Source organism: Flavobacterium aerium, from assembly GCF_030766725.1.
In the GTDB taxonomy this organism is placed as follows: domain Bacteria; phylum Bacteroidota; class Bacteroidia; order Flavobacteriales; family Flavobacteriaceae; genus Flavobacterium; species Flavobacterium aerium.
The window spans coordinates 101,759-128,402 of record NZ_JARQWR010000007.1 but is presented as its reverse complement, the minus strand read 5'-3'; the positions used below and the strand labels follow the sequence as shown (position 1 = coordinate 128,402).

The following is a 26,644-nucleotide window of genomic DNA, read 5'->3' as shown; positions in this document are numbered from 1 at the left end:
AAGACTAGTTTTTGGAATATCTTGAAGTAAGTCTTTTTTGACCATTTTTTGAGAAACAGATCGGATTCGAACCGATGACCCGGACATTAAAAGTGTGGGAGTAAGTTTTGATTGACCATCTTTTGATAATTTCAAAACTACCTGCTCTACCGCTGAGCTACTGCTTCATATAAAGCAGGTAATCACATAAGTTTATACATTTAGGAGTGTTGGAAGTAACTTATATTTGACCTGCTTTTTTATCAATGAACTTTTGTTGCTTAATTACATTGCAAATATAAATAAGCAAGTGCGCAATCGTTTTGCGTAGATTAAAATAATTCAAAAATAAATTTTAATGTTCTGTTTTTGATGTTGTTAGGTTTTGTTTTTTTAATGAAATAATTGAATAATCTATTCTGCGTTTTTAAAAGAGCAACTTTTAGACCTAAAAAAATTAAAAGATATAATATTATTAGAAGTACTAAAGATAGATTAGAAGAGGATTATTCTCATAATGATATATTAAATAAATGTAAAAATCATTTGTTTGTGTACTTCATGCATAAAATATTTATTACAGATTCATAAAGTTGTGTATCTTTAATAATCAATAAAAAAAGAAACTAGTTTTAATTAGAAATATAAAAGATAAGATGGGAATATTTGATAAACTTAGGAATGAATTAATTGATATTATTGAGTTTCTTGATAATAGCAACAATACCATTATTCATCGTTTTGATCGCTATCAAAATGAGATCAAGAATGAAGCAAAATTAATTGTAAGAGAAGGGCAACAGGCCGTTTTTATTAATGAAGGGAAAATAGCAGATATTTTTAATCCCGGTACTTACACTTTAAATACTCAGAATTTACCAATTCTGACAACATTAAAAGGATGGAAATATGGATTTAATAGCCCCTTTAAAGCAGAAGTTTATTTTGTAAACACGAAAAACTTTATTGATCAGAAATGGGGAACAAAAAGTCCAATCATTGTTAATGATGGAAGATTTGGAATGTTGGAGATTCGAGCATTTGGATCCTATACTTTCAGAATAACAGATGCTGGTAAGTTCATTACAGAAATTGTAGGAACGAATGGAACTTTTACAACAGACGATATTGATGCACAGTTAAAGAGTATTATCGTTACGCGTTTTTCAGATGCAATAGGCGAAGCAAATTTACCTGTTGAGACTTACGCAGCCAATCTGAATGAATTGTCAACGGCAATTTTTGGTTATATGCAAGATGATTTTACGGTATATGGAATTGATGTGACCAAGTTCTTGATTGAAAATGTTTCAATGCCAGAGGAAATCAAGAAAGAAATCTTCGAATTAAGCCGATTGAACGTAATTGATTTGAATAAGTTAACGCAGTTTAAAGCGGCAAAAGCGATAGAAGTAGCTGCAGCAAATCCTTCAGGTGTAGCAGGAGCAGGAGTAGGGATGGGAGCAGGTTTTGCAATGGCGAATCAAATGACACAAGCCTATACGCAAGGCCAATCAAATAATAGTGCTCCGCAAAGTACGCCGCCGCCGATTCCTTCGGGAATAAGTTATTTTGTAGCGATTAATGGCCAACAAGCAGGTCCATTCAATCAGACACAGTTAGAAGAACTGGTGAAAAAAGGAGAGTTCAGTAGAGAGAATTTAGTATGGAAACAAGGTTTGTCCGGATGGGATAAAGCAGAAAATCAAACAGATTTACAGATACTATGGACAAATACACCACCACCATTACCTACAGTATAATAAGAAATTCATAATGGATTTGACAGAAGAAAAAGAGAGAATATCTGAAAGTTATGCTTGTACAAACTGTGGTGCAGCTTTAAAATACAAACCAGGGACCGATACTTTAATTTGTAATTATTGTGGTGGAGTAAATAAAATAAAACCTTCGGACAGTATTCTGATAGAGGAGTTGGATTTTAAAAGCTATATGGAGTCACTTGGAAAGGAAGATATAGCAGTGGAGAAAGTAATTGAATGTAAAAATTGTGGTGCATCTTCCTGTGTTCAAGGAAATATAAAATCATTATTTTGCCCCAATTGCAGTTCACCCTTAATTGAATCCGATATTCATGAAGAACGACTCATTAGGCCAGCAGCTTTACTGCCTTTTACTATAGGGGATAAGGAAGTATATAAAATATTATCAAAATGGGTTGGTGATTTATGGTTTGCACCCAATAATTTATCGAAAGCAGCTTTATCACCTATTGGGTTACAAGGTGTGTATATTCCGTATTGGACGTATGATGCGCAGTCTGTTTCTGATTATTCAGGAGAGCGCGGAGTAGACTATACCGTAACGGTAGGTAGTGGTGAAAATAAACGTGAAGAAACCCGAACACGATGGAGTAGTGTTAGTGGAACATTAGATTCCTATTTTGATGATATTATGGTTCCTGCATCAGGTAATATAAGTGGAGCAACCTTATATCAATTGGAACCATGGGATAAAGAAAAACTAATCTCTATCAGTAATGAATACTTAAGCGGATTCATCACGGAGAAGTATATGATTAATCTGGAGCAAGGATTTAAGAATGCAAAATCCATCATGGGAGAGAGAATCCGAATTAAAATTGGATATCAAATTGGAGGAGATAGGCAAAGAATTCATGAAGTGACCTCACAGTATAGTGATATTACCTTTAAGCATATTCTAGTTCCTATATATACAAGTTCTTATTTGTATAATAATAAACGATATCATTTCTATGTAAATGGACGAAATGGTAAATTAATTGGAGATAGACCTTATAGCACAACAAAAATTGTCCTACTTGTAGTTTTTATCTTTATTGTATTTGCTTTGATTGCTTATTTTTTTTAATAGTAATAATGCATGACTATTGTATGCAAATAAGAATGTTAAACAATAAAACCTTTAAAAATAAAAAAAGCCAAACATTAATATGTTTGGCTTTTTAGTATAGTAAAGAAATTCTTTTAAGAAGGATTAGCTTCTAAAGGAATACCATATAAATCAAATTCTGTAGCATCCGTAATAGTAACATTTACGAAATCTCCTGTTTTTACGTAATACTGTGTAGCATCAATTAATACTTCATTATCAACATCAGGGGAGTCAAATTCAGTTCTACCTACAAAATGACCACCTTCTTTTCGGTCAATAATACAACGGTATGTTTTTCCAATTTTCTCTTGATTTAAATCCCAAGAAATTTGTGCCTGAATATCCATGATTTCAATAGCACGTTGTTGTTTTACTTCTTGAGGAACATCATCCTCCAATAAGTAAGCATGTGTATTTTCTTCATGAGAATAAGCAAAACAACCTAGTCTTTCAAAACGCATTTCTTCAACCCAGTCTTTTAGGATTTTGAAATCTTCTTCAGTTTCACCAGGATAACCTACAATTAAAGTAGTACGGATAGCCATTCCAGGAACAGCAGCCCTAAACTCTTTTAATAGTTTTGTTGTTTTCTCTTGTGTAGTTCCACGACGCATTGATTTTAGAATGCTGTCTGAGATATGTTGTAATGGAATATCAATATAATTACAGATTTTTGGCTCACGTTTCATGATTTCCAAAACATCCATTGGGAAACCTGTAGGGAAAGCATAGTGTAAACGAATCCACTCAATACCTTCAACTTTTACTAAGGCTTCCAATAATTCACCTAAGTTACGTTTCTTGTATAAATCTAAACCGTAGTACGTTAAATCCTGTGCAATTAGGATTAATTCTTTAACGCCATTTTTAGCTAAACCTTCTGCTTCTTTCACTAATTTCTCAATAGATTGAGAAACGTGTTTACCACGCATAATTGGAATAGCACAAAAACTACAAGGACGATCACAACCTTCGGCAATTTTTAGGTAAGCATAATTTTTTGGAGTTGTTGTTAAACGTTCTCCTAAAAGCTCATGTTTGTAATCTGCACCCAACGCTTTCAATAATTGTGGTAACTCAGTAGTACCAAAATATTGATCCACATTAGGAATTTCTTTTTCAAGATCCGGTCTATAACGCTCCGATAGACAGCCAGTAACAAATACTTTGTCTACTAAACCTTGTTCTTTTTTGTCAACATACTCTAAAATGGTATTAACAGACTCTTCTTTAGCATTATTAATAAACCCACAAGTATTGATTACAATAATGTTTCCTTCTTCACTTTTAGGTGCTTCATGAGTAACATCTTTCCCGCTGGCACGTAATTGTCCCATTAGTACTTCACTATCATATACATTTTTAGAGCACCCCAAGGTGATCACGTTGATTTTGTTCTTTTTTAAAGACTTGGTTCTCATAGCATTATAAATTGGAGTGCAAAATTACTGTTTTTATTAATAGAAGCACTATGGTTTTGGTATTTTTATTCATTCTAGTTCCCGCTTTCCGTTATATCTTCTGAGATTTTATGCACTATCATCCCGCATAAAATCCCAGAAGGATACCACTACAATCGGGGCTAGTAGAAAGTAAGGGTTTGTTCTATAAAAAGAAAACCATCCTAAACTAGGATGGTTTTCTTTAAATTATGTATCGTTTTACTATAGTTCAAAACCTAAAGTAAGTGTGATATTATTATTTACAGATTTGATGTTAGATACATCTGTTAATCCTTGGCTAAAAGCTTGTAAGTCATAATCTCTTTTGAAATAGGAATAAGCAATATCCAATTTAGTTGAACCGAAGTTATAACCTAAACCACCAGAGAAACCTTGTAAGTCACCAATTGTTTTCCCGTTTTTATAAGGACTTTGTTCAAAACGGTAACCACCTCTTAAGCTTAATTCTTTAATACGATATTCAGCACCTACACGAACTTCAGAAGTTACATCCAGAATATTAGCCATTTGAGTATTATAATTGCTTAATACAGGATCATTAGAAGGTCTGTATTTAGTGCTACTATAATCTTTTAAGCTATAATCCACACTGATTAAAGCATTTTTACCAAATACATAAGCCATACTTCCAGTGTATTTACCAGGTGTTTGTAATTTATACGGTTGATAAATTGTAACAATATTAGGGTCAACCACAGCTCTTAAGTAACTACCTGGATTAGGGTTACTTGGGCTAGCGTCATAACGATAAGTAATCATTCGTTGAGATAACTCATCGTTTAATTTATACCAAGTTGGAGATTCGTAAGCTAAACCTACGCGAAATTCATTCGTTACTTTTGCAATAGCACCTACTTGGAAAGAAAAACCATTTCCATAAGTATATAACTCATTGTTAAATTGTAACTCTTGAACACTCACTCCACCAGGGTTTGTATTATTGTTTGATTCATAGAAAGAAGAAGATCTTTTATAATCAGTAAAATGTGTGTTCAGATTTAAGCCAAAATAGAAACGATCTTGATATTGTGTTGCAATATTGAAAGACAATTTACCATTGTAACCAGAAGTAACAATTCTATTATCTTGATAATAATTACCACCTGCAGGAACCTGAGAGAAGTAAGTGTTACCAGCATCATTGTTTGATTCAATCAAATAACTGTCATAGGCTAAGAAGGCTTGTTGTCCACCATAACCTAACGATCCCCATGAAGGATTTGATAAAGCTCCCGGAGGAACACCATTAGCATAATGCAAGAAATATTGCGAAATAGAATTTGTTGGATTTGTACCTGCTGTAAATATAGAGTTGTCAAAATCTCCCATATTATCATAATTCACTCCTAAAGTGAATTTTTTCCAATCACTATCCGGATTTTGATTGTTAAATACAAATACAGCACCTAATTGATTTAAATCAAAAGCACTTTCAGAATCGGATGTTTTCGTACCAAAATAAGATGCTTTATTCTTAATGTTATAATTACTAACAGTAATAGCCATTTGGTTGTTTGCAAAAACTGCCGATCCAGCAGGGTTTACTGATAAGGAGGATAAATCACCGCCCAATGCCCCAAAGGCTCCACTCATCGCTCTAAATCGAGCTGTACCAGTTAGATTGCTCTGCGAATAACGCATAGCATCTGATATATCTTGTGCTTGTACCGAATAAAAGGACAATCCAATTGCAACGGTCAATAAATACTTTTTCATTTTACTTGAATTTTTGAATATAAAATACCAAAAAAGAATAGGGTTAGTTAACTAATGGGTATTCTGTATTATGCTATTAATTATCGTCTACCACCACCAGATGAACGGCCTCCGCCACCTCCGCCACCACTGTATCCACCACCTCCAGATGATCTACCTCCTCCACTAGAGTAGTTAGAATTTGAAGATCTAGATGGGCTACTGTAGTTAGAGTTGTTGTTGCTTCTAGTACTATTGTAATTACTGTTATAATTAGTATTGTTAGACTCAGATCTACGCGTTGTGTTATAATTGTTATTACTTCTAGTAGTATTATAATTATTATTCGATTCAGATCTTCTAGTGCTGTTATAGTTGTAATTATTATTACTTCTTGTTGCGTTGTAATTGTTATTACTTCTAGTACTGTTATAGTTTGTATTATTATTAGAACGTGTAACGTTGTATTGAGAACCGTTGTTTCTTCTACTTACATTATAGTTAGCATTGTCACTTCTAGATCCATTAGTGTAGTATCTGTTGTAACCACCGTCATAATAACCGCCACGTCTTCCGCTGCTGTATACATAATTGTTATTCCAGTAATTGTGATGGTTATTCCATCCCCATCCCCAACCAAAGCTAGGTCCGTACCAAGAGTTCCATCCTAATCCCCAACCACCACCGTAGTAGTTGTTCCAACCGAATCCACCGCCATACCAAGAATTCCAACCTAATCCCCAGCCGCCACCGTACCAAGAGTTCCATCCCCAGTTCGGGCTACTGTAAATATTTATTGAAACATTGTCAGGATCACGACCCCATCCAGTGTAACCACTAGTGTATTCGATACCTTGATTTGGATCTATGTCAGGTGTGTCACCATAATAAGTATCTACGTCAGTAAAAATGTCAACAGGCTTGTCCGAACTATATTGACTAGATAATGAACTAAAGTACTCTTTGTATTTATTGTTGTTTCCTTGACCGGAATTACTTTGACGATAATTGTCATTGTATCTATTGTTTGAGTTACTTCCATAGATACCGTCATTTTCATAATAAGAGCTGTTTTGGTAAGAACCACAAGAGCTCACTAATATGCTCAGAAATCCAATTACAGAATAAAAGGAGATTTTCTTCGATGTGAGGTAATAAGTTTTCATATATCTGTATTTTAATTGTTGGACAATACAAAAATAGTTAGTTTTGTCAAACTATTTAGTTAAATTAAGTTAAACAATATTTGTGCCAAATAATACAATATGAGCAAGAACCTAACAAAAAGAGAAGAAGATTATTCGAAATGGTATAACGAGCTGGTTGTCAAGGCAGATCTCGCTGAAAATTCAGCGGTTAGAGGGTGTATGGTCATTAAACCATACGGCTATGCAATCTGGGAAAAAATGCAAGCAGAATTGGATAGAATGTTTAAAGAAACAGGACATCAAAATGCTTATTTTCCATTGTTCGTACCCAAGAGTATGTTCGAGGCAGAGGAAAAAAATGCAGAGGGTTTTGCAAAAGAATGTGCAGTAGTTACGCATTACCGACTAAAAAATGATCCAGACAAACCTGGGAAGTTGATGGTTGATCCTAATGCTAAGCTGGAAGAAGAGTTGATTGTAAGACCAACAAGTGAAGCAATTATTTGGAGTACATATAAAGGGTGGGTACAATCGTATAGAGATTTACCTCTTTTAATTAATCAATGGGCAAATGTTGTTCGTTGGGAAATGAGAACCCGTTTGTTTTTAAGAACAGCAGAGTTTTTATGGCAGGAAGGACATACAGCACATGCAACCCGATCTGAAGCAATTGCAGAATCAGAACAAATGATGAATGTATATGCAGAGTTTGCTGAGAATTTTATGGCTATTCCAGTTGTAAAAGGAATTAAAACGGAAACGGAGCGATTTGCAGGAGCAGAGGAGACGTATTGTATTGAAGCTTTAATGCAGGATGGAAAAGCACTTCAAGCAGGAACATCACATTTCCTAGGGCAAAATTTTGCAAAAGCATTTGATGTGAAATTTTCAAATGCCGAAGGGAAGCAAGATTATGTGTGGGGAACTTCATGGGGAGTATCAACTCGTTTAATGGGAGCTTTAGTTATGACGCACTCAGATGACAATGGATTAGTTTTACCGCCAAGTTTAGCGCCAATTCAAGTCGTGATTGTTCCAATCCATAAAACAGATGAGCAATTAGACGAAATTACAGCAGAAGTAAAAGAATTGGTAGCACAATTAAGAAAACTGAAGATATCGGTTAAATACGACGATAGAACGACGCATAAGCCAGGATTCAAGTTTAATGAGTATGAATTAAAAGGTGTGCCAGTTCGAATCGCTATTGGACCGAAAGATTTAGAAAGTGGAACTTTTGAGGTTGCTAGACGAGATACATTGTCAAAAGAAGTAATTCGAAAAGAAGAAATAGTAAATTATGTTCAAGGTCTTTTAGAGCAGATTCAAAACGATTTATTTGCAAAAGCATTGGACTACAGAAACAGTCATATTACGGAAGTAAGTAATTTTGAGGAGTTTAAGGATGTTTTGGAGAATAAGGGTGGATTTGTGTCTGCACATTGGGACGGAACTGCAGCTACAGAAGAGAAGATAAAAGAGCTCACAAAAGCAACAATTCGTTGTATTGCATTAGATAGAGTAGAAGAGGCGGGAAGCTGTGTGTTTACTGGGAATCCGTCTACAGGAAGAGTGCTTTTTGCGAAGGCATATTAAAAAAAAATAAAAAAAAATGCATTAGCTATTGTACGATTGAAAAAATGTTGTATTTTTGCATCCGCAATAGAGAAGCATGGTCCGTTCGTCTATCGGTTAGGACGCCAGGTTTTCATCCTGGTAAGGGGGGTTCGATTCCCCCACGGACTACAAGTTTCAGTTTTATTGAAGAATGAAACTGTATAAGCTTAGTGAGATTTTGGTCCGTTCGTCTAGGGGTTAGGACGCCAGGTTTTCATCCTGGTAACAGGGGTTCGATTCCCCTACGGACTACAAAAAATATATTAAAAATATTTAATTATCAAAGAAAATGGCAAATCATAAGTCAGCATTAAAGAGAATCAGAAGTAACGAAAAGAGAAGAGTGTTGAATAAATATCAACATAAAACTACTCGTAACGCTATTAAAGCATTGCGTTTAGCAACTGACAAAAGTGAAGCTTCAGAAAAATTATCAAGCGTAATTTCTATGATTGATAAATTAGCTAAGAAAAATATCATTCATGATAATAAAGCTTCTAACTTAAAATCTAAGTTAACGAAACACGTTTCGGCTTTATAATCTATACAGTGTTCAAACAAAAAAAAACTCTCGATACTAATCGAGAGTTTTTTTTTTGCTCTATACTGAATAAATAGAATTTGTAACTAATAATAAATAGAATAAAGGATAGCTGTTAAAAGCTATCCTTTAATTGTTCTAGCATACCCTTTGTAATAGGTTTCGATAGGAAATCAAGAACCATAGGATATTGCTTTGATTTTTTGATGTCTTCTGGGTCTATCGTGGAGGAAAGGATAATAACCTTTGTATCGATAAAATGAGGGTAAATATGTGTTGTGAAATGGTCTAGGAATTCCCATCCACTCATAATAGGCATATTGAGATCTAAGAATATTAAAGAAGGATATGTGATTGTGTTTCCCTCTGTTTTGGCCTCAATAAGTTTATTATAGTAGTTTAAGGCTTCTTGCCCATTAGAAGCTGAAATGATTTCTTTAGCAAATGTAGCTTTAACAATGACCATTTTGTATAACATCAAAGTAATGGTGTCATCATCAATGCAAAAAACTTTATCCAGCATTTTATCTTTTTTTAAACTTTAGTACAAATTTAGTGCCTTTGTCTACCTCACTCTTGATGTCTATTTTGCCACCCATACTTTCTACCTGAGACTTGACAAGGTATAATCCCAGACCTTTGCTGTCGGGATAGTTATGGAATCTTTGGTAAAGGCCAAAAATTTTGTCTTTGTATCGTTCTACATCCAGTCCTATTCCGTTATCTTGGAAAATAAGTTTGATGTAATCTTTGTGGTCTTCAGTCTGTATTAATAGCTCTAGTTTTCGAAGCGGTGATTTGTATTTTATGGCATTTGTAAGTAAATTTAGTAAAATACTTTCAAGATAACTCTTGTTAATTTTTAATTTTGGTGCTTTGTCTAAATTAATTGTAATAATAGGCTCGTGCTGGTCTAGCAGTATATTTACTTGACTAAATACATTTTTTAAAACATCATCAATGTAGACTTCTTCTTTTTTAATGGAAGGATTGTCTTTTATGATAACGACTTTTGCTAAATCATTGATTGTATCATTTAGTAAATGAGTAGATTTCTTAAAACCATTTAATATTTCACTTACTTCTTGGTTTTCAATAGGGATTTCATCTAATAAATATAGTAATCCAGTGAGATTGGATAGTGGTGCTCTAAGATTATGCGAAGTGATATAAGAAAACTGTCTTAAATCCTTATTGTTTTGTGTCAATTCCTGGATAAGTTGTTCCTTCTCTTGCTCTTGTCTTTTTCGTTCTGTAACATCTCTTTGTATTGAAATCCAATGACTAAATTTCCCTTCACTATCCGTAATTGGGACCATAGAGAAATTAACCCAGTAGGCTTCCCCATTCTTTTTGTAGCTAATGGTTTCAATTTGACATTCTTTTTTATCCTGGATACACTGAGTTAGCTTCTTTAATTCTTGTTTGTCAGCATCTGGACCATTAAAAATTAATGGGCTTTTTCCAATTAATTCTTTTAAGGTATAGCCAGACATCGTTGAAAAAGCTTCATTAATGTATACTATTTTTGGAATAGCATACTCTGAAGTGTCGGATTCGGTAATCATAACAGAATCTTTGGCATGTGTAATTACGGATTCTAGTAATTTTAATCGATGTTCTTCTTGCTTTTGTTTGGTGATGTCCTGCATGGCACCAATCATTCTTACGGGCATACCATTGTCATCAAAAACAAGAAAGCCCCTGTCATAAACATATTTGTATGATCCGTCTGCACATCTAAAACGGTATTCATCCTGCCATTTTTCAACTTTCTTTTCTAAGAAAGCATAGAGTTTGACCGACATTTTTAAGCTATCTTCAGGATGAATTCGGTCGAACCACCATTTAGAAATATTTTTTACATCAGATTTTTTATAACCGTATATTTTTTGAATTCCTTTATTCCAAGTGAATTCATCGTGTTGGATTTTCCAATCCCAAATGGTATCGCTTGTAGCTTTTGCAACAATGTCATAGCGTTCCTTAGCTTGTTTTATCTCTTCCGCCGATTTTCTATTTTCAAAGACAACTCCAATAAGATTAGAGACACGCTCAAGAATATTGATTTCATCGGGTTTAGGGAATCGTTCAATAGGGAAAAAATTGACCAATGTGGCAATTGTTTTACCGTTGCTTTTTTTGATTGGGAAAGTCCAACAGGATTTAATATTAGATTGTATTGCTATATCTCTGTGGTTTTCCCAGTTCTTCTCTTTATAGATATTTGACGTGATTACTTTTTTGTTCGTGAAAAGAGCTTTTATGAAAGCTTTCCCCTCGGTATTTGTTTTGATGGAACTAATTTGTTCGTGAATGTTTTGGGATAATGTCTTACCCGTTAAGAATTTCAAGTTATTGTTGCCTTGAAATTCATAGATGGAACAAATTGAATGATCGATTATTTTTTCGATATTGTCTATAATATGATTTAAAAGATAATCAAAGTTGATAGAAGGGTTCGCATTCAACTCGTAGATTTCTTTTTCAAAGGCAAGAATCGTTTCGTGGTATTTACGAGTAGAAATATCATGAAGCGCACCAATCTTCTTTATGGCTTTGCCATTTTCCCAAATAATATCAAATTTATCGAGGACATAAGCATAACTTCCATTCGATTTTCGCAAGCGATATTCAAATTCAAAATGTTTTTTTTTAGAATTCTTAGCAGCGGCTTTAATTTTGTTTTTAACTTCTTTGCTTTCGTCAGGATGTAAATTCGATTTCCAAAATTCAAGATCAATAAATTCTTTATTAAACTGATGTCCAAAGAGATTTTTATAGACAAAACCAGCGATATAAATTTTTTGGGTAGAAAAATCATATTCGTAGATAGCGTCATTGGTCGCTTTTGCTACGGCTTCATAGCGCTCGGTACTTTCTTTAATTTTAATTTCGCCTTCAATTCTTTCAGTAACATCACGTGTATTGGCTACTAAACCATTCACGGCTGGGTTGTTTGTCATGTTAATCATGATGGTTTCAAACCAACGCCATTTTTTATTTACACTTTTGTATCGAAAAGGAGTAGTGGTAGTTCTTTTTTCAATTTGTAATTTTTCAAACTCTTTCCATACTCGTTCGCGATCATCTCTATGGATGTAATCGAAAACATTTTTTCCGATAAGGCGTTTTGGATCAATCCCAAATTGATTTTGAATATTAGAACTAACATATAGATAATTCCCTTTTGAATCCAAAATAGAGATTAAATTTGAACCTTCCTGAACAAGTGCCTTGAAACGTTGTTCGGTTAGTTCTTTTTCTTTTTCAGATTTTAGCTTCTCCGTAATATTAGTTGTGACGACAAGTCTAGATTTTCGAGAATTAAATAGAATCTCGTTACTTTGTAAAAGTACATCGATGGTTTCACCATTCTTTTTGATGATTTTATAGATGCCTTCAGAGTATTCATTGTGTTTTTTGTAATGCTGAATCCGTTGGTATACATCATTAAACTCGGGCATGGGTACAATATCCTTTACCGTTAGTTTAGAGAACTCTTCTCGGGTATAACCATATTCTCGAGTTACAGCTTCGTTTACATCAAGAAAATATAAAGTTTCTATGTCGTATACAAATTTTGGTATCGGGCTATTTTCAAATAACTTTTTGTATTTTTCTTCAGAAGATTGTAGCTGATCAATTATTTTTTTACGCTCAATGCTATAGCAAATGCTTTTAAATAATTGATGACTGTTAATTTCTTCTTTTAATAGATAGTCGTAAATACCTAAGGAAAGAGAATTTATACTGAGCTCTTTGTTGTTGATATTTGTAAGTATGATGATTGGGATAGATGAGGCAATTTGCATCATTTCGCTAATAATAGCAATTTCATCATTATCTGGCGTTGCTAAGTCCAGTAGTATAATATCTAGTTCTGGCTTAGTATTTAAAAATGCTTTTGTTTCATCAAAGTGGTGAGTTCGATGAATTATAGGGTTAGAAAACTCCTCGATGAGATAGTCCTTAATTAAAAAGAAATCATCATTATTGTTCTCAATAATTAATATTTTCAATACGCTTGGCTCTAAATGCATCTAGTTATTTTTAAGTAATTTAACAATTGAGAATTGAAATTTACTTGTAGATACAGTGGTTTTAGAATGATTTTGGGTATATACAGGTTTTGGAATGTAATAACTTACACATTGTTTATAGCCTTTAATACTATCGATTTCAAAAGACGAAGTCGCAATCATAATATTTAGAATAGATTTAGGTTGGGTACGATATCGGATTTGATAAGGTACTGTCCTACTATTAAATTCCGGAAGATTATTGCATGAAAAAAATAAATCTTGAAAAGATTTATTTTTAGACGGTCTTTTTTTCTTTAATAATAAAGCTTCCCAGTTCGTTGTTTTACCTGTAATAGCATTTCTAATTTTAGCATCATTTATGACGGTGGTCGCAGGCGGAATTTCACCTTCATTGATTTCAATGAGTAAAATGCTATTCGGTTTCATGTACAGTAAGGTTTGGGGTAGACAAATATAGCAAAAAAGTATTTTCATATTGAAAAATAAAAAGTACTTCACATAGGATATTAAATGTTAAAAATAGAGCATCCTTTGTTTTTCATATTTTTTTTTGCATAGTTGTTAATGTTTTGATTGTTTTACCTTTATTTTTCGTGATGGTCTGCTTTTTACAAAATTGGTGTTATAATACAATTTTGTTTCGTTTTTTATTCTTAATATTTATTTTTTCAACACTATAATTTAAGAATTATTCTTCAACTTTTGTAATAAAATAATGATAAATTATAGGGCTATAAATACGATTAAAAAGTATGATTATTATGAATTAATAAACTGCAATTAAAGCCATTTTATTCTCTATTGTTCAAAATTTGTATTTGACTTTAATGTTTAGGTATTATTAATAAGGTGTATTAAATTAAAAAATCGATTCAATATGTTATAAAAAGCATTAGAAATGAGAGATTTTGGGTGAGAAAGTGGAATATTTTTAGAAAAAATAACGAAATCTATATTAATGTATTGATAACTAATTATTAAGAGATTAATCTACTGCTAAAAAATATTTCATATCTAAAAATAAAGTGTACCTTTGCACCCACAAAAAAATACAAATGACATCAATAAGAAACATAGCAATTATTGCTCACGTCGATCACGGTAAAACTACATTGGTTGACAAAATTATGTACCATTGTCAGTTATTTCGTGAAAACGAAAACACAGGGGATTTAATCCTTGACAATAATGACTTAGAGCGTGAAAGAGGTATTACCATTACTTCTAAGAACGTTTCAGTTATCTATAAAGACACTAAAATTAATATTATTGATACTCCTGGTCACGCCGATTTCGGTGGTGAGGTAGAACGTGTATTGAATATGGCTGATGGTGTTTGTTTACTTGTTGATGCTTTTGAAGGTCCTATGCCTCAAACTCGTTTCGTTTTACAAAAAGCGATTGATTTAGGATTGAAACCTTGTGTAGTTATTAATAAGGTAGATAAAGAAAACTGTACTCCGGAAGAAGTTCACGAAAAAGTTTTCGACTTAATGTTTGAATTAGGTGCTACTGAAGAGCAGTTGGATTTCCCAGCAGTTTACGGTTCAGCTAAGAATAACTGGATGTCTGATGACTGGAGAAACCAAACGGAAAACATCGAGCCATTATTAGACATGGTTATCAAGCATGTACCAGCTCCTAAAGTATCTGAAGGTACTCCTCAAATGTTGATTACATCTTTAGATTTCTCTTCATTTACAGGTCGTATTGCTATCGGACGTTTAGAAAGAGGTAGATTGGCAGAAGGAATGAACATCTCATTAGTAAAAAGAGATGGTACCATTATAAAATCAAAAATTAAAGAACTTCATACTTTCGAAGGTTTAGGTCGTAAGAAAGTTGCTGAAGTAATTGCAGGTGATATTTGCGCACTTATAGGAATTGAAGGATTTGAGATTGGTGATACTATTGCTGATTTTGAAAACCCAGAAGGTTTAGCATCTATTGCTATTGATGAGCCTACAATGAGTATGTTATTTACAATTAATGACTCACCTTTCTTTGGTAAAGAAGGTAAATTTGTAACTTCTCGTCATATTAGAGAAAGATTGACAAAAGAATTAGAGAAAAACTTAGCGATGAAGTTAGGTGAAACTGATTCTGCTGATAAATTCATGGTTTTTGGTCGTGGAGTACTTCACTTATCTGTTCTTATTGAAACAATGAGAAGAGAAGGGTATGAGTTGCAAATCGGTCAGCCACAAGTTATCATCAAAGAAATTGATGGTAAAAAATGTGAGCCTATTGAAGAATTGACAATCGATTTACCAGAAACACTTTCTGGAAGAGCGGTAGAGTTCGTTACGCAACGTAAAGGAGAAATGTTGAGTATGGAAACTAAAGGGGAGCGTATGATTATAAAATTTAATATTCCATCACGTGGAATTATTGGATTGCGTAACCAATTACTTACTGCAACAGCTGGTGAGGCTATTATGGCACACCGTTTTATTGGATATGAGCCTTACAAAGGAGAAATTTCTGGACGTAATAAAGGTTCATTAATTTCTATGGAAAAAGGAAAAGCTATTCCTTATTCTATTGATAAATTACAAGATCGTGGTAAGTTTTTTGTTGAGCCAAATGCCGAAATCTACGAAGGTCAGGTAATTGGGGAAAACTCTCGTGGTGATGACATGTGTGTCAACGTAACTAAAGAGAAAAAACAATCTAACGTTCGTTCTTCTGGAAATGATGAAAAAGCAAGAATTATTCCTCCAATCATTTTCTCTTTAGAGGAAGCTTTGGAATACATTCAAAAAGATGAATATGTAGAGGTAACTCCAAAATCTATTCGTTTGAGAAAAATCTATTTGACAGAAACGGATAGAAAAAGATACAAAATCTAATCATTCATTTGATATTATAAAAAAAGGCGACCCGTATAGGTCGCCTTTTTTGTTTTCTATTTTTTAGTTTTTGATTTTCCTTTATTGCTTTATCTTTGAAAATAGTAGAATGTTTATATAAGAAATAATGGCTGTAAAAATAGAAGATTGGGCAAAACTTGTTCCGGAATTAGTAGTGAGGGATTTATCGTTAAGTTTGGCTTTTTGGTGTGATACCATTGGTTTTTCAGTGGCCTATGATCGTCCAGAAGAAAAATTTGCCTATCTCAATCTCAATGGCGCTCAGATTATGTTAGAGCAATACAATGAGCAGGAGCGCGAATGGGAAACAGCAAAATTAGAAACACCATTTGGACGAGGAATCAATTTTCAGATTGAAGTAGAGAACATGGATGCTATTGTGGATAGATTGGCTCAATCGAATTGGCCTTTATTTATTCCAATGGAAGTGCGTTGGTATGCGGCAGATGATGTGGAGTTTGGACAACGTCAATTTTTAGTGAAAGATCCAGATGGTTATCTTTTGCGCCTAATAGAAGATTTGGGTGAACGTCCTTTAGTTAAAGAGATATAACAATATCAATTTTCACAATCTAGCTTTTTGCTAACAAATTAATGGTTGTAGCTTTTGGGATTGCCATTCCCACTATATTGAATCAAGTCTTAATTCGATATAAATCTCTTGCCAATGCTGATAGTCTGTCAAGTAAGTAAAAAAATATTTATCTAAATTTATCCTATGCAAAAATCAAAAAAGAATAACTTTATTTTCGTAGCGTTGCTACTTATACCACAAATTATATTCGCTCAACAGAGCAAATCAACTTTAGAATTACAAGAAAAGATTAAATATATTATCGATACTACCGGAGGGAAAATAGGTGTCGGAGTAAAAGGACTAGATTTCAAAAGTGGTTTTGTCCTTAACGGTAAGCATGGGTATCCGATGATGAGTGTTTTCAAATTCCCACTTGCATTTGCCATATTGCAAAAGGTAGATAAAGGAGAATTAAAGCTCAGCCAAAAGTTTCATATCCCTAAAGAGAAATTGGATACGGCTACTTGGAGTCCAATGATAAAGGATTTTCCAAATCAGGATCTCGATATGACCTTAGCAGATTTGCTAACCTATACGGTTTCAAAAAGTGATAACAATGCTTGTGATTTTCTATATAATGAGGTTGCAGGTGGACCAGCTGTAGTAAATGATTATCTTCATACGGTAGGGGTAAAAGATATTTCTATTGTTCATACAGAAGGTGAAATGGAAAAAGATTGGGCTTTACAATATGACAACTGGTGTAAACCGGGTGCAGGACTACAATTATTAGAACTTTTATATAATGGCAAATTACTCTCAAAATCAAGTAATGATTTTTTAATTCAGATTATGAGAGAATTACCAGATTGGGGCAAAAGAATTACGGTTCTCTTACCTGCTAAGACCGAATTAATCCATAAAACGGGTTCCTCTGGAGTAAATAAACAAGGAATGATGGCGGCTTTCAACGATATGGGCATTCTCACTTTACCTAATGGAAAACATCTTGCTGTTTCTGTATTTATGTCGGATTTTAAAGGACCTAAGGAAAGAGGTATTAAGGTGATTGCTGCAATTTCAAAAGTGATTTGGGATCATTACTCGATAAATCATTAATTAAATTGATGGGGGATTACACCTCTAATGTTAGAAATATCGTGCTACGAAAGGCGATTTCGAAAAATTAGGTAACGTAAAAATGGAGTAAGTTTATTTTCTAATTTAGGAGATAAGCTTATTTTTTTTATAAGAACTAAAATAGTATTTTTAGCCTCTATCTTTTGGGTAATGAATGGAATATATTCTAGGATAGCAATATTTAAATGATAGCCAATATGTATAAACTAATAGTATTAGGAGTGATTTGTTTGACGATGGGTTGTAAAACGCAGAGCAGTCGTGAAACTATCGATTTGACTAAAATGGGTTATAGTTTGGATGCTCATGAACCAAAGGCGAAGATTTCAAAATTACCCGATACCATTAGAATTATAAAGGGTAAAGTAGTTCCAATAGAAAACATAACAAAATAATTTATGAATACAGAGAATAAAGAGAATATAGGATTTACAAAGGAGTTGTTGTATAAAATTGCATTTGCATTTTTTATTATAGCCTATTTTCCTCCTTCGGAAGCAGACAGTGCATATAAAGCAATACCTACTACGGTGCTTTTGATATTGCTTACTTTCGATTTTTTGATTACTTTGATAACAATGTTTAAAAAGATATTTTCGGATACTAAAGCATTAAAGGAATCTACTTCAAAATAAAAAAGAACGTCGACAGACGTTCTTTTTGTTTCTAGCCCCGATAGCGCCGATATCCTCGCAACGGAGTGAAGAGATAAAGGTAATAGCGGGAAATGGCTTCTAATGGTTTAATGAACCTGAATTGTTAGTTGTGGGTAATAATTTTTCGGTAAGTTCCAATACATTGGCAACATCGAGGCAGTTGTCGTTTATTTCTGAGTAATCACTCCGATGTTCGTGCCGTAAGGAATTTTTGCAGGTGTTGACTAGACTTCGTACAATAACCAATACTTCGGCATAGTTGTCAAAGGACACTTCTAGCGTTTGGATTTTGTTTTCTTGAATGTTCTTTTGTGCATTCATAATCTTTGGATTTAGGAAATAAGAACCCGCATGGGTTAGATGTCCTACGCCCCAAAGAGCGTTACAGTTGTTTCCAATACTGTCATCATACCATACGGGTAAATCTTTTCTTGTGTTCATAATCTTTGGGTTTTAGGAATAACAAAGTTACCTAAGATTGTAGATTATGATTGTATCTTATTTCTAGTTGTAGTCTAGAAATAGCTAATTTATGTATTATTTTTCGGACTAGCGAACTAATGCAAAATGTCCTTTTATGGTTCTGCCATCTTCTAGCTCTACCATAAACCAATAGTCGCTGGATGGAAGCTGGTGTCCATTGTATTGTCCATTCCAGTTGAGGCCGCTACTCTTGTTAGCATGCACTATTTTGCCATAGCGATCCATGATAATAATTTGTGCATTGGGGTATTGCTGACGCAAAAATGGGATAGACCATGTTTCGTGGTATCCATCGCCGTTTGGTGTAAAGAACTTTGGATAGTCGAGTACATAAATCACTTTTGGCGTGATTCCGCAACCATTTTTATCTTTTACATATACCGTGTATTTACCCGGTACAAGTCCTGTAAAGGTAGGCGAATCTTGATAGGTGAAACCATCTATTGAGAATTGGTAATTGCCTAATCCTGTGTAATGGATTGTAATAGAGTTTAGATTTCCTGCAAAGTCGTCTATGTCTACACTTGTAATTACGGCTCTTCCTGAGGCTTGAACCGTGAATATTTTGTTGGCAGTACAGCCAAAATTATTCGTTAGTGTTACAGTGTATACGCCTGCTGTATTTACAATAAGGTTTTGAGTGGTTGCTCCCGTAGACCATAAATAGGTGAATCCTGAGGGCGCAGATAGTGTTACGGTGCTTCTCTCACAGATTGGGATGGCAACATTGGTAATGTTTTGTCCAAAGGTGTGTACAACAAGCTTTAGTGGTACGATACCATAGCATTCCATTTGAGCATTATTGAGTTTTGCATAAATGGTTTGGTTAAAAGCTGTTTCGTTGGTGTATTGTGGTCCTATGGGATTGATGCTGGATAGAGCATCAGCCATTGTTTTGTAATATACGATGTTTCCTGCGGGTAGATTAACTAGGATTTCAGCATTTTTTTCGGTAAGATCAAAATTGAAAAATCCATCCTGTACCGCATCATCACATTTTTCCAAAGGCGTTGGTGCGACCAATGTATTATTGGAAACAACAAGCGTAAGTGTTGTGATACCATAACATCCATATTGGTTTTGAGCTCTTAGATAAAGCGTATTTCCAGTGGTGTTTTGGTAGGTAGTAGGGTTTGTAATTGGATTGCTAAAGCTTTGGGCTTCGGCGAGTGTTCGAAAAAAACTTGGCGAACCTAAATCTGGATTTGTTCCTGCTAGTGATAGATTTACAAGGTTTAGATTAAAGGTGCTGATACCGTCATTATCATCATCACATTGTACTAAAGTGAGTGGTTGAATAACGGGTTTTGCCGAATATTCAATCGTGATTTCACCATCGGAAACACAGGTTGCCGATATTGGGATTACAACTTTGTATTTTCCTGCTGCAGTTACCGTATAGGTTGGGTTTGTTTCTCCCGTTAGTAGGATGTTGTCCTTGTACCATTGGTAACTTTGAGCATTGGCATCTGTCGCATCTAGCGTTAGAGTTTCATTCTCACAGAGTGGATTGCCGGTAGCAAATAATCGATCGTTTCCTAGATTAGCTTCTACTTTGAAGCTTCCGCCGCCTAAGAATATTGCAGAATCGTAACGAATGTTTGCCTCATCGGCAATTACTAATTTGATGTGGTATAATGTTCCTGGTATTACAGCCGATTGGGCTGTCATTACTACCGTTTGTCCATTGTAATTCGTTGGGTGTTCAAAACCATTGAAGGCATCAAAATATTGTTCATTTTGTGCCGAGCATGCTCCCGGTATATCGGGATGTACACTGGTTACTTTTACCGGAATATTAGAATTGGGTAGTACGGCTAGATTTTGATAAGGATCGGTCGTATTTGCTCTTTTTAATAAAAAAGCAAATCCATCCGAATAACGGCATGGAGCATCTCCATGATATTCTTCGGATGAAAATATATAATCAAAACTGATTTTACTGGTTAAGGGTAAAAAGTCAAATTCTAAAACAGTGGCATTAATCGAGTTACTGATGTTTAATGCTTGTCCTAAATCCGAATCGCCTCCCCATGAAGTAGGTCCATCATCGAGTAACGAGTTGTTGGGTCCTTGTGCACCACTTGCTTTTCCGGTAGTTAATACGATTCCATTTTGAAAAGGAAAATTACTCGTCCCTTTGCTAAAATAGCCATAACTTCTTTCTCCATTCCCAAAGTCCCATCCGTTTACTGTAACATTTGAAACTTGTGCACAAGTACTGTTTACGAGCACATCCTTAACTAATTGTTCTACAGTATAAGTAGTTTCATCAACCTGAATGTATTGTGCCGATACACTGATTGAAAAACAGTAAAACAGGATAACTAAATAGTGCTTTTTTATTCTCTTCATAGCACCGGCAAAGATACTATAAATCTCGTTTTTTCAATAATTTGTATGATAATATAACAAATATTGCTGTCCATGCTAATACAATTAATATATGGAAGTAGTTCACGCTATAATCTATGGTAGATGCCGATCCTGTAATTTGTGTTTCAATGTTTTGTACTGCAGACAGTCTTCGGAAGGGTTGAAGGATAAGGTTACTCATCGATTCCAATGGTAAAAACTGGCCTACCTTCGCATATAATTGGCTTTCCGCAGGCATAGTCACTTTTAGAACCAGCATAATAATTCCTTCCAGAATATTCCAAAGGAAAAGAAATCCTAAGGCAAAAGCCGATCTTTTTACTAATATTCCTAAGAATAAACAGAAAGAGAAAAAGGCAACTAGTTTTACAAAATAGGCTAATAGATAATCTAAATCGGAGAATATTATGCCTACTTCTGTATAGGATGAAAAGCATAGTCCCAAGATTAATGACATAATGAAGACAAAAATTGTCGAAACAAGGGCCAACATAACAGCAGTTATGAATTTTGAAAGAATGAATTCTTTCTTGCTCATTCCATCAATAAGATTTTGTTTTAGGGTTCCGTAGCTGTATTCGTTTGCCATCATCGAAACGATTACTATCGCAAGGAATAATTTTAATATGGCTGCGATATAGGTATTAAAATGCCAGATGTATGGGAAATTGAAAATTCCTTGTTCTGCCAAATGAAATTGTATTGGACCAATGTCAAATTTTATAGAGGCAATTAATGCAATAAAGGAAAGTAATATGAAGTAACATAGGATCAAAACTCTACTAGCTTTGTTTTTCCATAATTTTTGAAGTTCTATTTGAAAGAGACGGTTCATTGTTTCTGTGTATTAAAATGAAAATTAATGTTTGTTTGGGCTTTAATTTTTTATTGTTGATTGGCAACGATTTGAATGAATTGCTCTTCCAAACTTGTTTTACGTTTTACAAGATGACTTAGATAAATTCCTTTTTCGGCCAAATAACGATTGAGATCTTCTGGCTCAACATTGTTTTTAAAGTAAACGGTTAGTTTTCCATCTTTATCATCAATCTTGTCTAAATCGGAATGTGATTTTAAAGCATTTTGTAAAGCGTCTTGATCTTTCGATCTTAATTCAAAGAAACCTTCACTAGCAACCATTCCGTCCACTGTTCCAGTATATAATATTTGTCCTTTGCGTAATACAACTACATGGCTACATACTTTTTCTACCTCATCCAATAGGTGAGAGGCTAATAATATAGTAGTTCCTTGTGAAGCAATATGGGTAATAATATCTCGTATCTGGCGAATTCCTTGTGGATCTAATCCATTAGTAGGTTCGTCTAAAATTAGAATTTCCGGATCATTCAATAACGCAGAAGCAATAGCCAGTCGTTGTTTCATCCCAAGTGAGAAAGCACTGAATCTACTGTCTTTTCGTTCTAGAAGTCCAACGATTTCTAATTTTTCATCAATTTTAGAATAGTTGATGTTTTTGATTTTACAAACTAATTTTAAATTCTCATATGCACTCATATAAGGGTAAAAATTAGGTCTTTCGATGATTGCACCTACTTTTTTTAAGGCTTCATGCGTTTGCATATTTCCTCCAAACCAACTGTATTCACCAGAAGTCTTATTGACTACATTTAGGATAATTCCTAAAGTAGTAGATTTTCCACTTCCGTTAGGGCCTAGAATTCCGTATACATTTCCTTTTTGGATCTCGAATGAAACGTTCTTAACCGCTTGTAGTAAACCAAAATTTTTATTGAGATTCGTGATTGATAGTATATTTTCCAAAATTGTATATTTTTATTTTATAGTATGACGAACAATTTAAGCATTTGTTACTAAAAAAAGTCAATTAATTGTAAATTTGAGAAAATTGCCTGTTATGGATGAACCAATAATGTTGAATAAAAAGCCTTCTTATCCTATTGATGATACTCTCTTCGATTATTTGGAGCGTTATAATCGTACTACCGAAATTCCAATTTTCTATGATGATCTATTGCGTTTTTCTGGTTCGGTTGTAGTGTATGACAAGGATGATCAAGATACACTGTGGTTACGGGTTTATTACTCAGAATATGAACGTCAGGATATTGAACTGAATTTGAAAAAAGTCTATACTTTATTGCATTCGGATGGTAATGAAGATACAATTCCTTACCTCAACGTGGATTCGATTGACTACTGTACTTTTGGGAACTCGAAACCATTTCGGGTAAAAATCCGAAATATCTTAAATGATAATTACACTAATTTTTATATTAAAAAAGCAGATGCTTCCCGTATTTACGGGTTGGAATTGGAACATTTATTATCCCCAGATAAAATCAATTTTCTAGTATTTAATAAAACATTGATTGAAGAACACATTATTGGCATTGCTGGCGATGTATTCATCAAAACATTATTGCCCGATTGTACACCTCATGAAAAGGCACAAATTGCCAAAGAGTTTGTGAAGTTCAATGAACGTTGTATGATTCGATTATTGGGAGATATGCGTTCGTACAATTATGTGATTATCCCGATTCATGATTTTGACCACGTGGTATATAAAATTCGCGCAATTGATTTTGATCAGCAGTGTTTTGAAGGGAATTTTAGAGTATACCTACCACAGTTTTTCAAAGAAAATTATACGATGGTGAAAATGGTTTCCGAAAAATTACAGGAAAGTTCCATTGAGCAATATAAAAATGAAGAACGATCGGCTATTGCCAAACGTATCCTTTCTTCCGAGAGTAGAATAAAACGTTTGCTTGTCGCCATGAAAAACGATTATTTAGCACCCGAAGAAAACGTCAATCAACTCAAAGCAGCTTTGTATGACTATACGCAGGACAAGGATTTTAAATCTTGTACAACGATGGGGCAGATTGTAAATGTTGCCTTGGAGTTTGTCCTACGGAATTATAAAAAGTACTAAGCTTATTGATAAGGAACCGGATTTGGTTTTCCAAATTCAAAGCTATGCAAGGAATAATCAGATGTTTTAATCGAATTGGTTTTAAATATATTATTACCATTACCCGGTATAGTAGGATAGAAGGCAAAGGAGAATTGGAATGTATTGAATATTAAGAATTTATTATTGATTAATACCCCTACACCGAATTCTGAATAGAGTTGGCTTTTTGAAAATCCAGTATCTTCATTTCCTAGCATCCCAAAGGTACAGGTGAGAAAAGGGCCAAAACGGAAGCCCGCCACATCCCATGGAGCATAGGATTGCGTTTGAAATGTAAGTAAAACTTTCTTGGTTCCTTCCAGTCGTATCGCATCAAATCCTGGAATTCCATAATTATCATTAATCGAGATTCGATCATAAGGCTTACGGTTAATTCCTATGATGACTTTCGGTTGGATAAACTGTCTAAATTTCCAATTTCCCCATTCAATAAGACTCGTGAAGTAATTGGCTTCTAGGGAGGCTACTCCCTGCTCTAAATTGGAATTATTGAGGAATGTTCCATATTCTGCACTAACACTCAAATAACCCCATTTATGATAGTTTCCAGTGGATAATTTTGCTCCTACGTAATTCCGTATGGTATCATTTCGAATCTGTCGCCCTAATGTGATTCCAAAAATTCTGCCTGTGGGTATATCTTCAATGATGTCATAGTTGAATACAAATCGATCCTGTACGAATCGTCGGGAGGAAATACCTACACCCACCATATAGAAGTTTTCTTTCTGGTATTGGTTGTAAGGATTGTATTGTGGGTCTGGTAATTCGGAATAACGAATGCGTAACACCCGCGCCGATGCAATCAAGTTTGTAGAGCGGTCTTTGTTATTGGCATTTTTGAAAATAGGGAAGGAATATCCACCCCATGCATCTTGAGTGCCGTATCGGTATCCTTGAAGACTATAATTATTGCTGATGTCTTTTAACGAATCCAATCGGTATTTCTGATCAATATAGATACCTCCAGCCCACCGGGTTAAAGGGGAGAAGAAAGGGCGTTCTACATTGATGCTTTTCGTATAATTTTGATCCAAGTCTATATCGTAAGCAATAGTTGTATTGATATAGGTATTGGCAATATTTGGAATGAAATAGCTTGTGTTGAAGGCACTGTTGTTTCCTGATATTCGTTTTTTATATTGATTCTTAAATGTATGTCCCATTCCTAGGAAATTCCGATCCGTAAGTTCAAAATTCACACGGGAACCTGATATGGATCCTTTGGGAATAATACTCCATGTATCCAGTACTCGGATATTTATATCTACAGAATCGCCATCGGTACTTACCATTTCTGGAGTTATCAATATTTCACGGGTATATCTTTGAGAACGGATTAAACGAGCCGATTCTTTAACTTGGATAGAATCGAAGGTATCTCCTTTATCGAATAATAATAAATTTCGTATTGTGACTTCTCGCGTTTTGATATGAATTTTGTTTCCCGCTCTTCCTAGAAACTGCTGACTTCGAGGAACTGTATCATGAACGGAGTATCCAAAAGGATCTAGCGTAACAATATTGATTTTACGAATAATTTTACCTTCATACGGTTTTGATGGGATAGGAATTACCTCGGCATTTTTTGTTTTTCGAGGAACTCGTTCATGTTCCGATCTAAAAATCAATTTATGGATGAATTTCGTAAAACCTCTCTTTTTAGAATAGTTCTCAATATTCTTGTAAAATTGAATACTATCCTTTTTTGTTTTTACTTCTTGTGATGTAACTATTTGACATACAAAAAGTAATAAAAAGGTAAGTAGGATTTTATTTTTTATGACTTTCTGCATTGGTATCTTTTCGAGGATAAATCTGAATTAAATTTAAGCTTATTTCAGCAAAATAAAATATTTTTAAAGAGTTGGTTTGTTAAATTCAGTTAAAATTTTTTCCAGATCTGATTTTAGTATGGGCTTGATGATAAACTTTGAAATGCGTTTATATTCCAGCGCTTTTTCATGATCATGAGAATCAATGGATGAGCTTACAATAAAAATAGTAATGCTGTTGGCGGGTTCGATTTTAATGATCTCATCTAGAAATTGCCATCCATCCATGATGGGCATATTTAAATCTAGTAAAAGTACTTCGGGTAAAGTTTCTTTATTATTAATCAAAACTTTAATATGTTGGATAGCATCCAAGCCATTGTGAAATACTAGGATTCGTTCACAGAAATTAGAAATTTCCATCAGTTTTTTTACCCCATAGGTAAATATACTATCATCGTCAACGATACAGGCTGTATCAATTTTTTTCATT

At 34.1% G+C, this 26,644-nt stretch carries 22 protein-coding genes and 3 tRNA genes; 12 read left to right on the top strand and 13 right to left on the bottom strand.

What is annotated here, in order from left to right; all coding sequences use genetic code 11:
- Nucleotides 1-51 precede the first annotated feature (51 nt).
- Nucleotides 52-167 (bottom strand) — tRNA-OTHER (locus P6733_RS11005).
- 468 nt (nt 168-635) lie between these two features.
- On the opposite strand from P6733_RS11005, the gene P6733_RS11000 reads away from it, so the two are divergent.
- Together P6733_RS11000 and P6733_RS10995 are read left to right on the top strand one after the other, a co-directional pair.
- Nucleotides 636-1,742, top strand: a complete 1,107-nt coding sequence (locus P6733_RS11000) for an SPFH domain-containing protein (RefSeq protein ID WP_306352927.1) — start codon at nt 636-638, stop codon at nt 1,740-1,742.
- Nucleotides 1,743-1,755: 13 nt separating this feature from the next.
- Nucleotides 1,756-2,832 carry a TFIIB-type zinc ribbon-containing protein gene (locus P6733_RS10995; protein ID WP_306352926.1) on the top strand — a complete coding sequence of 359 codons (1,077 nt, stop codon included), beginning with the start codon at nt 1,756-1,758 and terminating at the stop codon, nt 2,830-2,832.
- A gap of 116 nt (nt 2,833-2,948) precedes the next feature.
- Here P6733_RS10995 and rimO read toward each other — a convergent pair whose 3' ends face one another.
- The 3 genes from rimO to P6733_RS10980 form a co-directional block, all read right to left on the bottom strand.
- Entirely contained in the window at nt 2,949-4,277 is a 1,329-nt protein-coding gene (gene rimO, locus P6733_RS10990) for a 30S ribosomal protein S12 methylthiotransferase RimO (RefSeq protein ID WP_306352925.1), read from the bottom strand.
- A gap of 243 nt (nt 4,278-4,520) precedes the next feature.
- Nucleotides 4,521-6,035, bottom strand: a complete 1,515-nt coding sequence (locus tag P6733_RS10985) for an OmpP1/FadL family transporter (protein WP_306352924.1) — start codon at nt 6,033-6,035, stop codon at nt 4,521-4,523.
- A gap of 80 nt (nt 6,036-6,115) precedes the next feature.
- Nucleotides 6,116-7,180 carry a hypothetical protein gene (locus tag P6733_RS10980; protein ID WP_306352923.1) on the bottom strand — a complete coding sequence of 355 codons (1,065 nt, stop codon included), beginning with the start codon at nt 7,178-7,180 and terminating at the stop codon, nt 6,116-6,118.
- 99 nt (nt 7,181-7,279) lie between these two features.
- Between P6733_RS10980 and proS the strand changes: the two genes are divergently transcribed.
- The 4 genes from proS (at nt 7,280) to rpsT (ending at nt 9,320) form a co-directional block, all read left to right on the top strand.
- Nucleotides 7,280-8,758 carry a proline--tRNA ligase gene (gene proS, locus P6733_RS10975; protein WP_306352922.1) on the top strand — a complete coding sequence of 493 codons (1,479 nt, stop codon included), beginning with the start codon at nt 7,280-7,282 and terminating at the stop codon, nt 8,756-8,758.
- A gap of 78 nt (nt 8,759-8,836) precedes the next feature.
- Nucleotides 8,837-8,908, top strand: a tRNA-Glu gene (locus tag P6733_RS10970).
- A gap of 51 nt (nt 8,909-8,959) precedes the next feature.
- Nucleotides 8,960-9,031: transfer RNA gene (locus P6733_RS10965), tRNA-Glu, on the top strand.
- Between the two features lie 37 nt (nt 9,032-9,068).
- Nucleotides 9,069-9,320 carry a 30S ribosomal protein S20 gene (gene rpsT / locus P6733_RS10960; RefSeq protein WP_306352921.1) on the top strand — a complete coding sequence of 84 codons (252 nt, stop codon included), beginning with the start codon at nt 9,069-9,071 and terminating at the stop codon, nt 9,318-9,320.
- A gap of 115 nt (nt 9,321-9,435) precedes the next feature.
- On the opposite strand, the gene P6733_RS10955 is transcribed toward rpsT, so the two are convergent.
- Genes P6733_RS10955 through P6733_RS10945 form a run of 3 tightly spaced genes read right to left on the bottom strand, consistent with a single transcriptional unit; the run spans nt 9,436 to nt 13,792 of the window.
- Entirely contained in the window at nt 9,436-9,843 is a 408-nt protein-coding gene (locus tag P6733_RS10955; RefSeq protein ID WP_306352920.1) for a response regulator, read from the bottom strand.
- 1 nt (nt 9,844) lies between these two features.
- The gene (locus P6733_RS10950; protein ID WP_306352919.1) at nt 9,845-13,363 is read right to left on the bottom strand and encodes a PAS domain S-box protein; all 3,519 of its coding nucleotides are present in this window, start codon (nt 13,361-13,363) and stop codon (nt 9,845-9,847) included.
- Nucleotides 13,364-13,792: a hypothetical protein gene (locus P6733_RS10945; protein ID WP_306352918.1), complete on the bottom strand. Its 429-nt coding sequence runs from the start codon at nt 13,790-13,792 to the stop codon at nt 13,364-13,366.
- Nucleotides 13,793-14,421: 629 nt separating this feature from the next.
- Between P6733_RS10945 and typA the strand changes: the two genes are divergently transcribed.
- The 5 genes from typA to P6733_RS10920 all read left to right on the top strand — a co-directional run bounded on the left by typA (nt 14,422) and on the right by P6733_RS10920 (nt 18,531).
- Entirely contained in the window at nt 14,422-16,218 is a 1,797-nt protein-coding gene (gene typA / locus P6733_RS10940) for a translational GTPase TypA (protein WP_306352917.1), read from the top strand.
- Nucleotides 16,219-16,345: 127 nt separating this feature from the next.
- A complete protein-coding gene (locus tag P6733_RS10935; RefSeq protein WP_306352916.1) occupies nt 16,346-16,792 on the top strand; it encodes a bleomycin resistance protein in 447 nt (148 codons plus the stop codon).
- A gap of 165 nt (nt 16,793-16,957) precedes the next feature.
- Nucleotides 16,958-17,875: a class A beta-lactamase gene (gene bla / locus P6733_RS10930; protein ID WP_306352915.1), complete on the top strand. Its 918-nt coding sequence runs from the start codon at nt 16,958-16,960 to the stop codon at nt 17,873-17,875.
- A 218-nt stretch (nt 17,876-18,093) separates the two neighbouring features.
- Nucleotides 18,094-18,291 carry a hypothetical protein gene (locus P6733_RS10925; RefSeq protein ID WP_306352914.1) on the top strand — a complete coding sequence of 66 codons (198 nt, stop codon included), beginning with the start codon at nt 18,094-18,096 and terminating at the stop codon, nt 18,289-18,291.
- Between the two features lie 3 nt (nt 18,292-18,294).
- Nucleotides 18,295-18,531 carry a hypothetical protein gene (locus tag P6733_RS10920; protein ID WP_306352913.1) on the top strand — a complete coding sequence of 79 codons (237 nt, stop codon included), beginning with the start codon at nt 18,295-18,297 and terminating at the stop codon, nt 18,529-18,531.
- Between the two features lie 99 nt (nt 18,532-18,630).
- Here P6733_RS10920 and P6733_RS10915 read toward each other — a convergent pair whose 3' ends face one another.
- The 4 genes from P6733_RS10915 to P6733_RS10900 all read right to left on the bottom strand — a co-directional run bounded on the left by P6733_RS10915 (nt 18,631) and on the right by P6733_RS10900 (nt 23,196).
- Nucleotides 18,631-18,993, bottom strand: coding sequence for a hypothetical protein (locus P6733_RS10915; protein WP_306352912.1), 363 nt, complete (start codon nt 18,991-18,993; stop codon nt 18,631-18,633).
- Between the two features lie 108 nt (nt 18,994-19,101).
- Entirely contained in the window at nt 19,102-21,390 is a 2,289-nt protein-coding gene (locus P6733_RS10910) for a T9SS type B sorting domain-containing protein (protein WP_306352911.1), read from the bottom strand.
- A 16-nt stretch (nt 21,391-21,406) separates the two neighbouring features.
- On the bottom strand, nt 21,407-22,246 hold the full coding sequence (locus P6733_RS10905; protein WP_306352909.1) for an ABC transporter permease: 840 nt from the start codon (nt 22,244-22,246) through the stop codon (nt 21,407-21,409).
- Nucleotides 22,247-22,296: 50 nt separating this feature from the next.
- Nucleotides 22,297-23,196, bottom strand: coding sequence for an ABC transporter ATP-binding protein (locus P6733_RS10900; protein ID WP_306352908.1), 900 nt, complete (start codon nt 23,194-23,196; stop codon nt 22,297-22,299).
- Nucleotides 23,197-23,290: 94 nt separating this feature from the next.
- Here P6733_RS10900 and P6733_RS10895 point away from each other — a divergent pair, with 94 nt between their 5' ends.
- Nucleotides 23,291-24,334 carry a hypothetical protein gene (locus tag P6733_RS10895; protein WP_306352907.1) on the top strand — a complete coding sequence of 348 codons (1,044 nt, stop codon included), beginning with the start codon at nt 23,291-23,293 and terminating at the stop codon, nt 24,332-24,334.
- A 2-nt stretch (nt 24,335-24,336) separates the two neighbouring features.
- Here the strand turns inward: P6733_RS10895 and P6733_RS10890 are convergent, their stop codons facing one another.
- Nucleotides 24,337-26,172, bottom strand: a complete 1,836-nt coding sequence (locus tag P6733_RS10890; protein WP_306352906.1) for a BamA/TamA family outer membrane protein — start codon at nt 26,170-26,172, stop codon at nt 24,337-24,339.
- 63 nt (nt 26,173-26,235) lie between these two features.
- Nucleotides 26,236-26,643 carry a response regulator gene (locus P6733_RS10885; RefSeq protein WP_306352905.1) on the bottom strand — a complete coding sequence of 136 codons (408 nt, stop codon included), beginning with the start codon at nt 26,641-26,643 and terminating at the stop codon, nt 26,236-26,238.
- Nucleotide 26,644 lies beyond the last annotated feature (1 nt).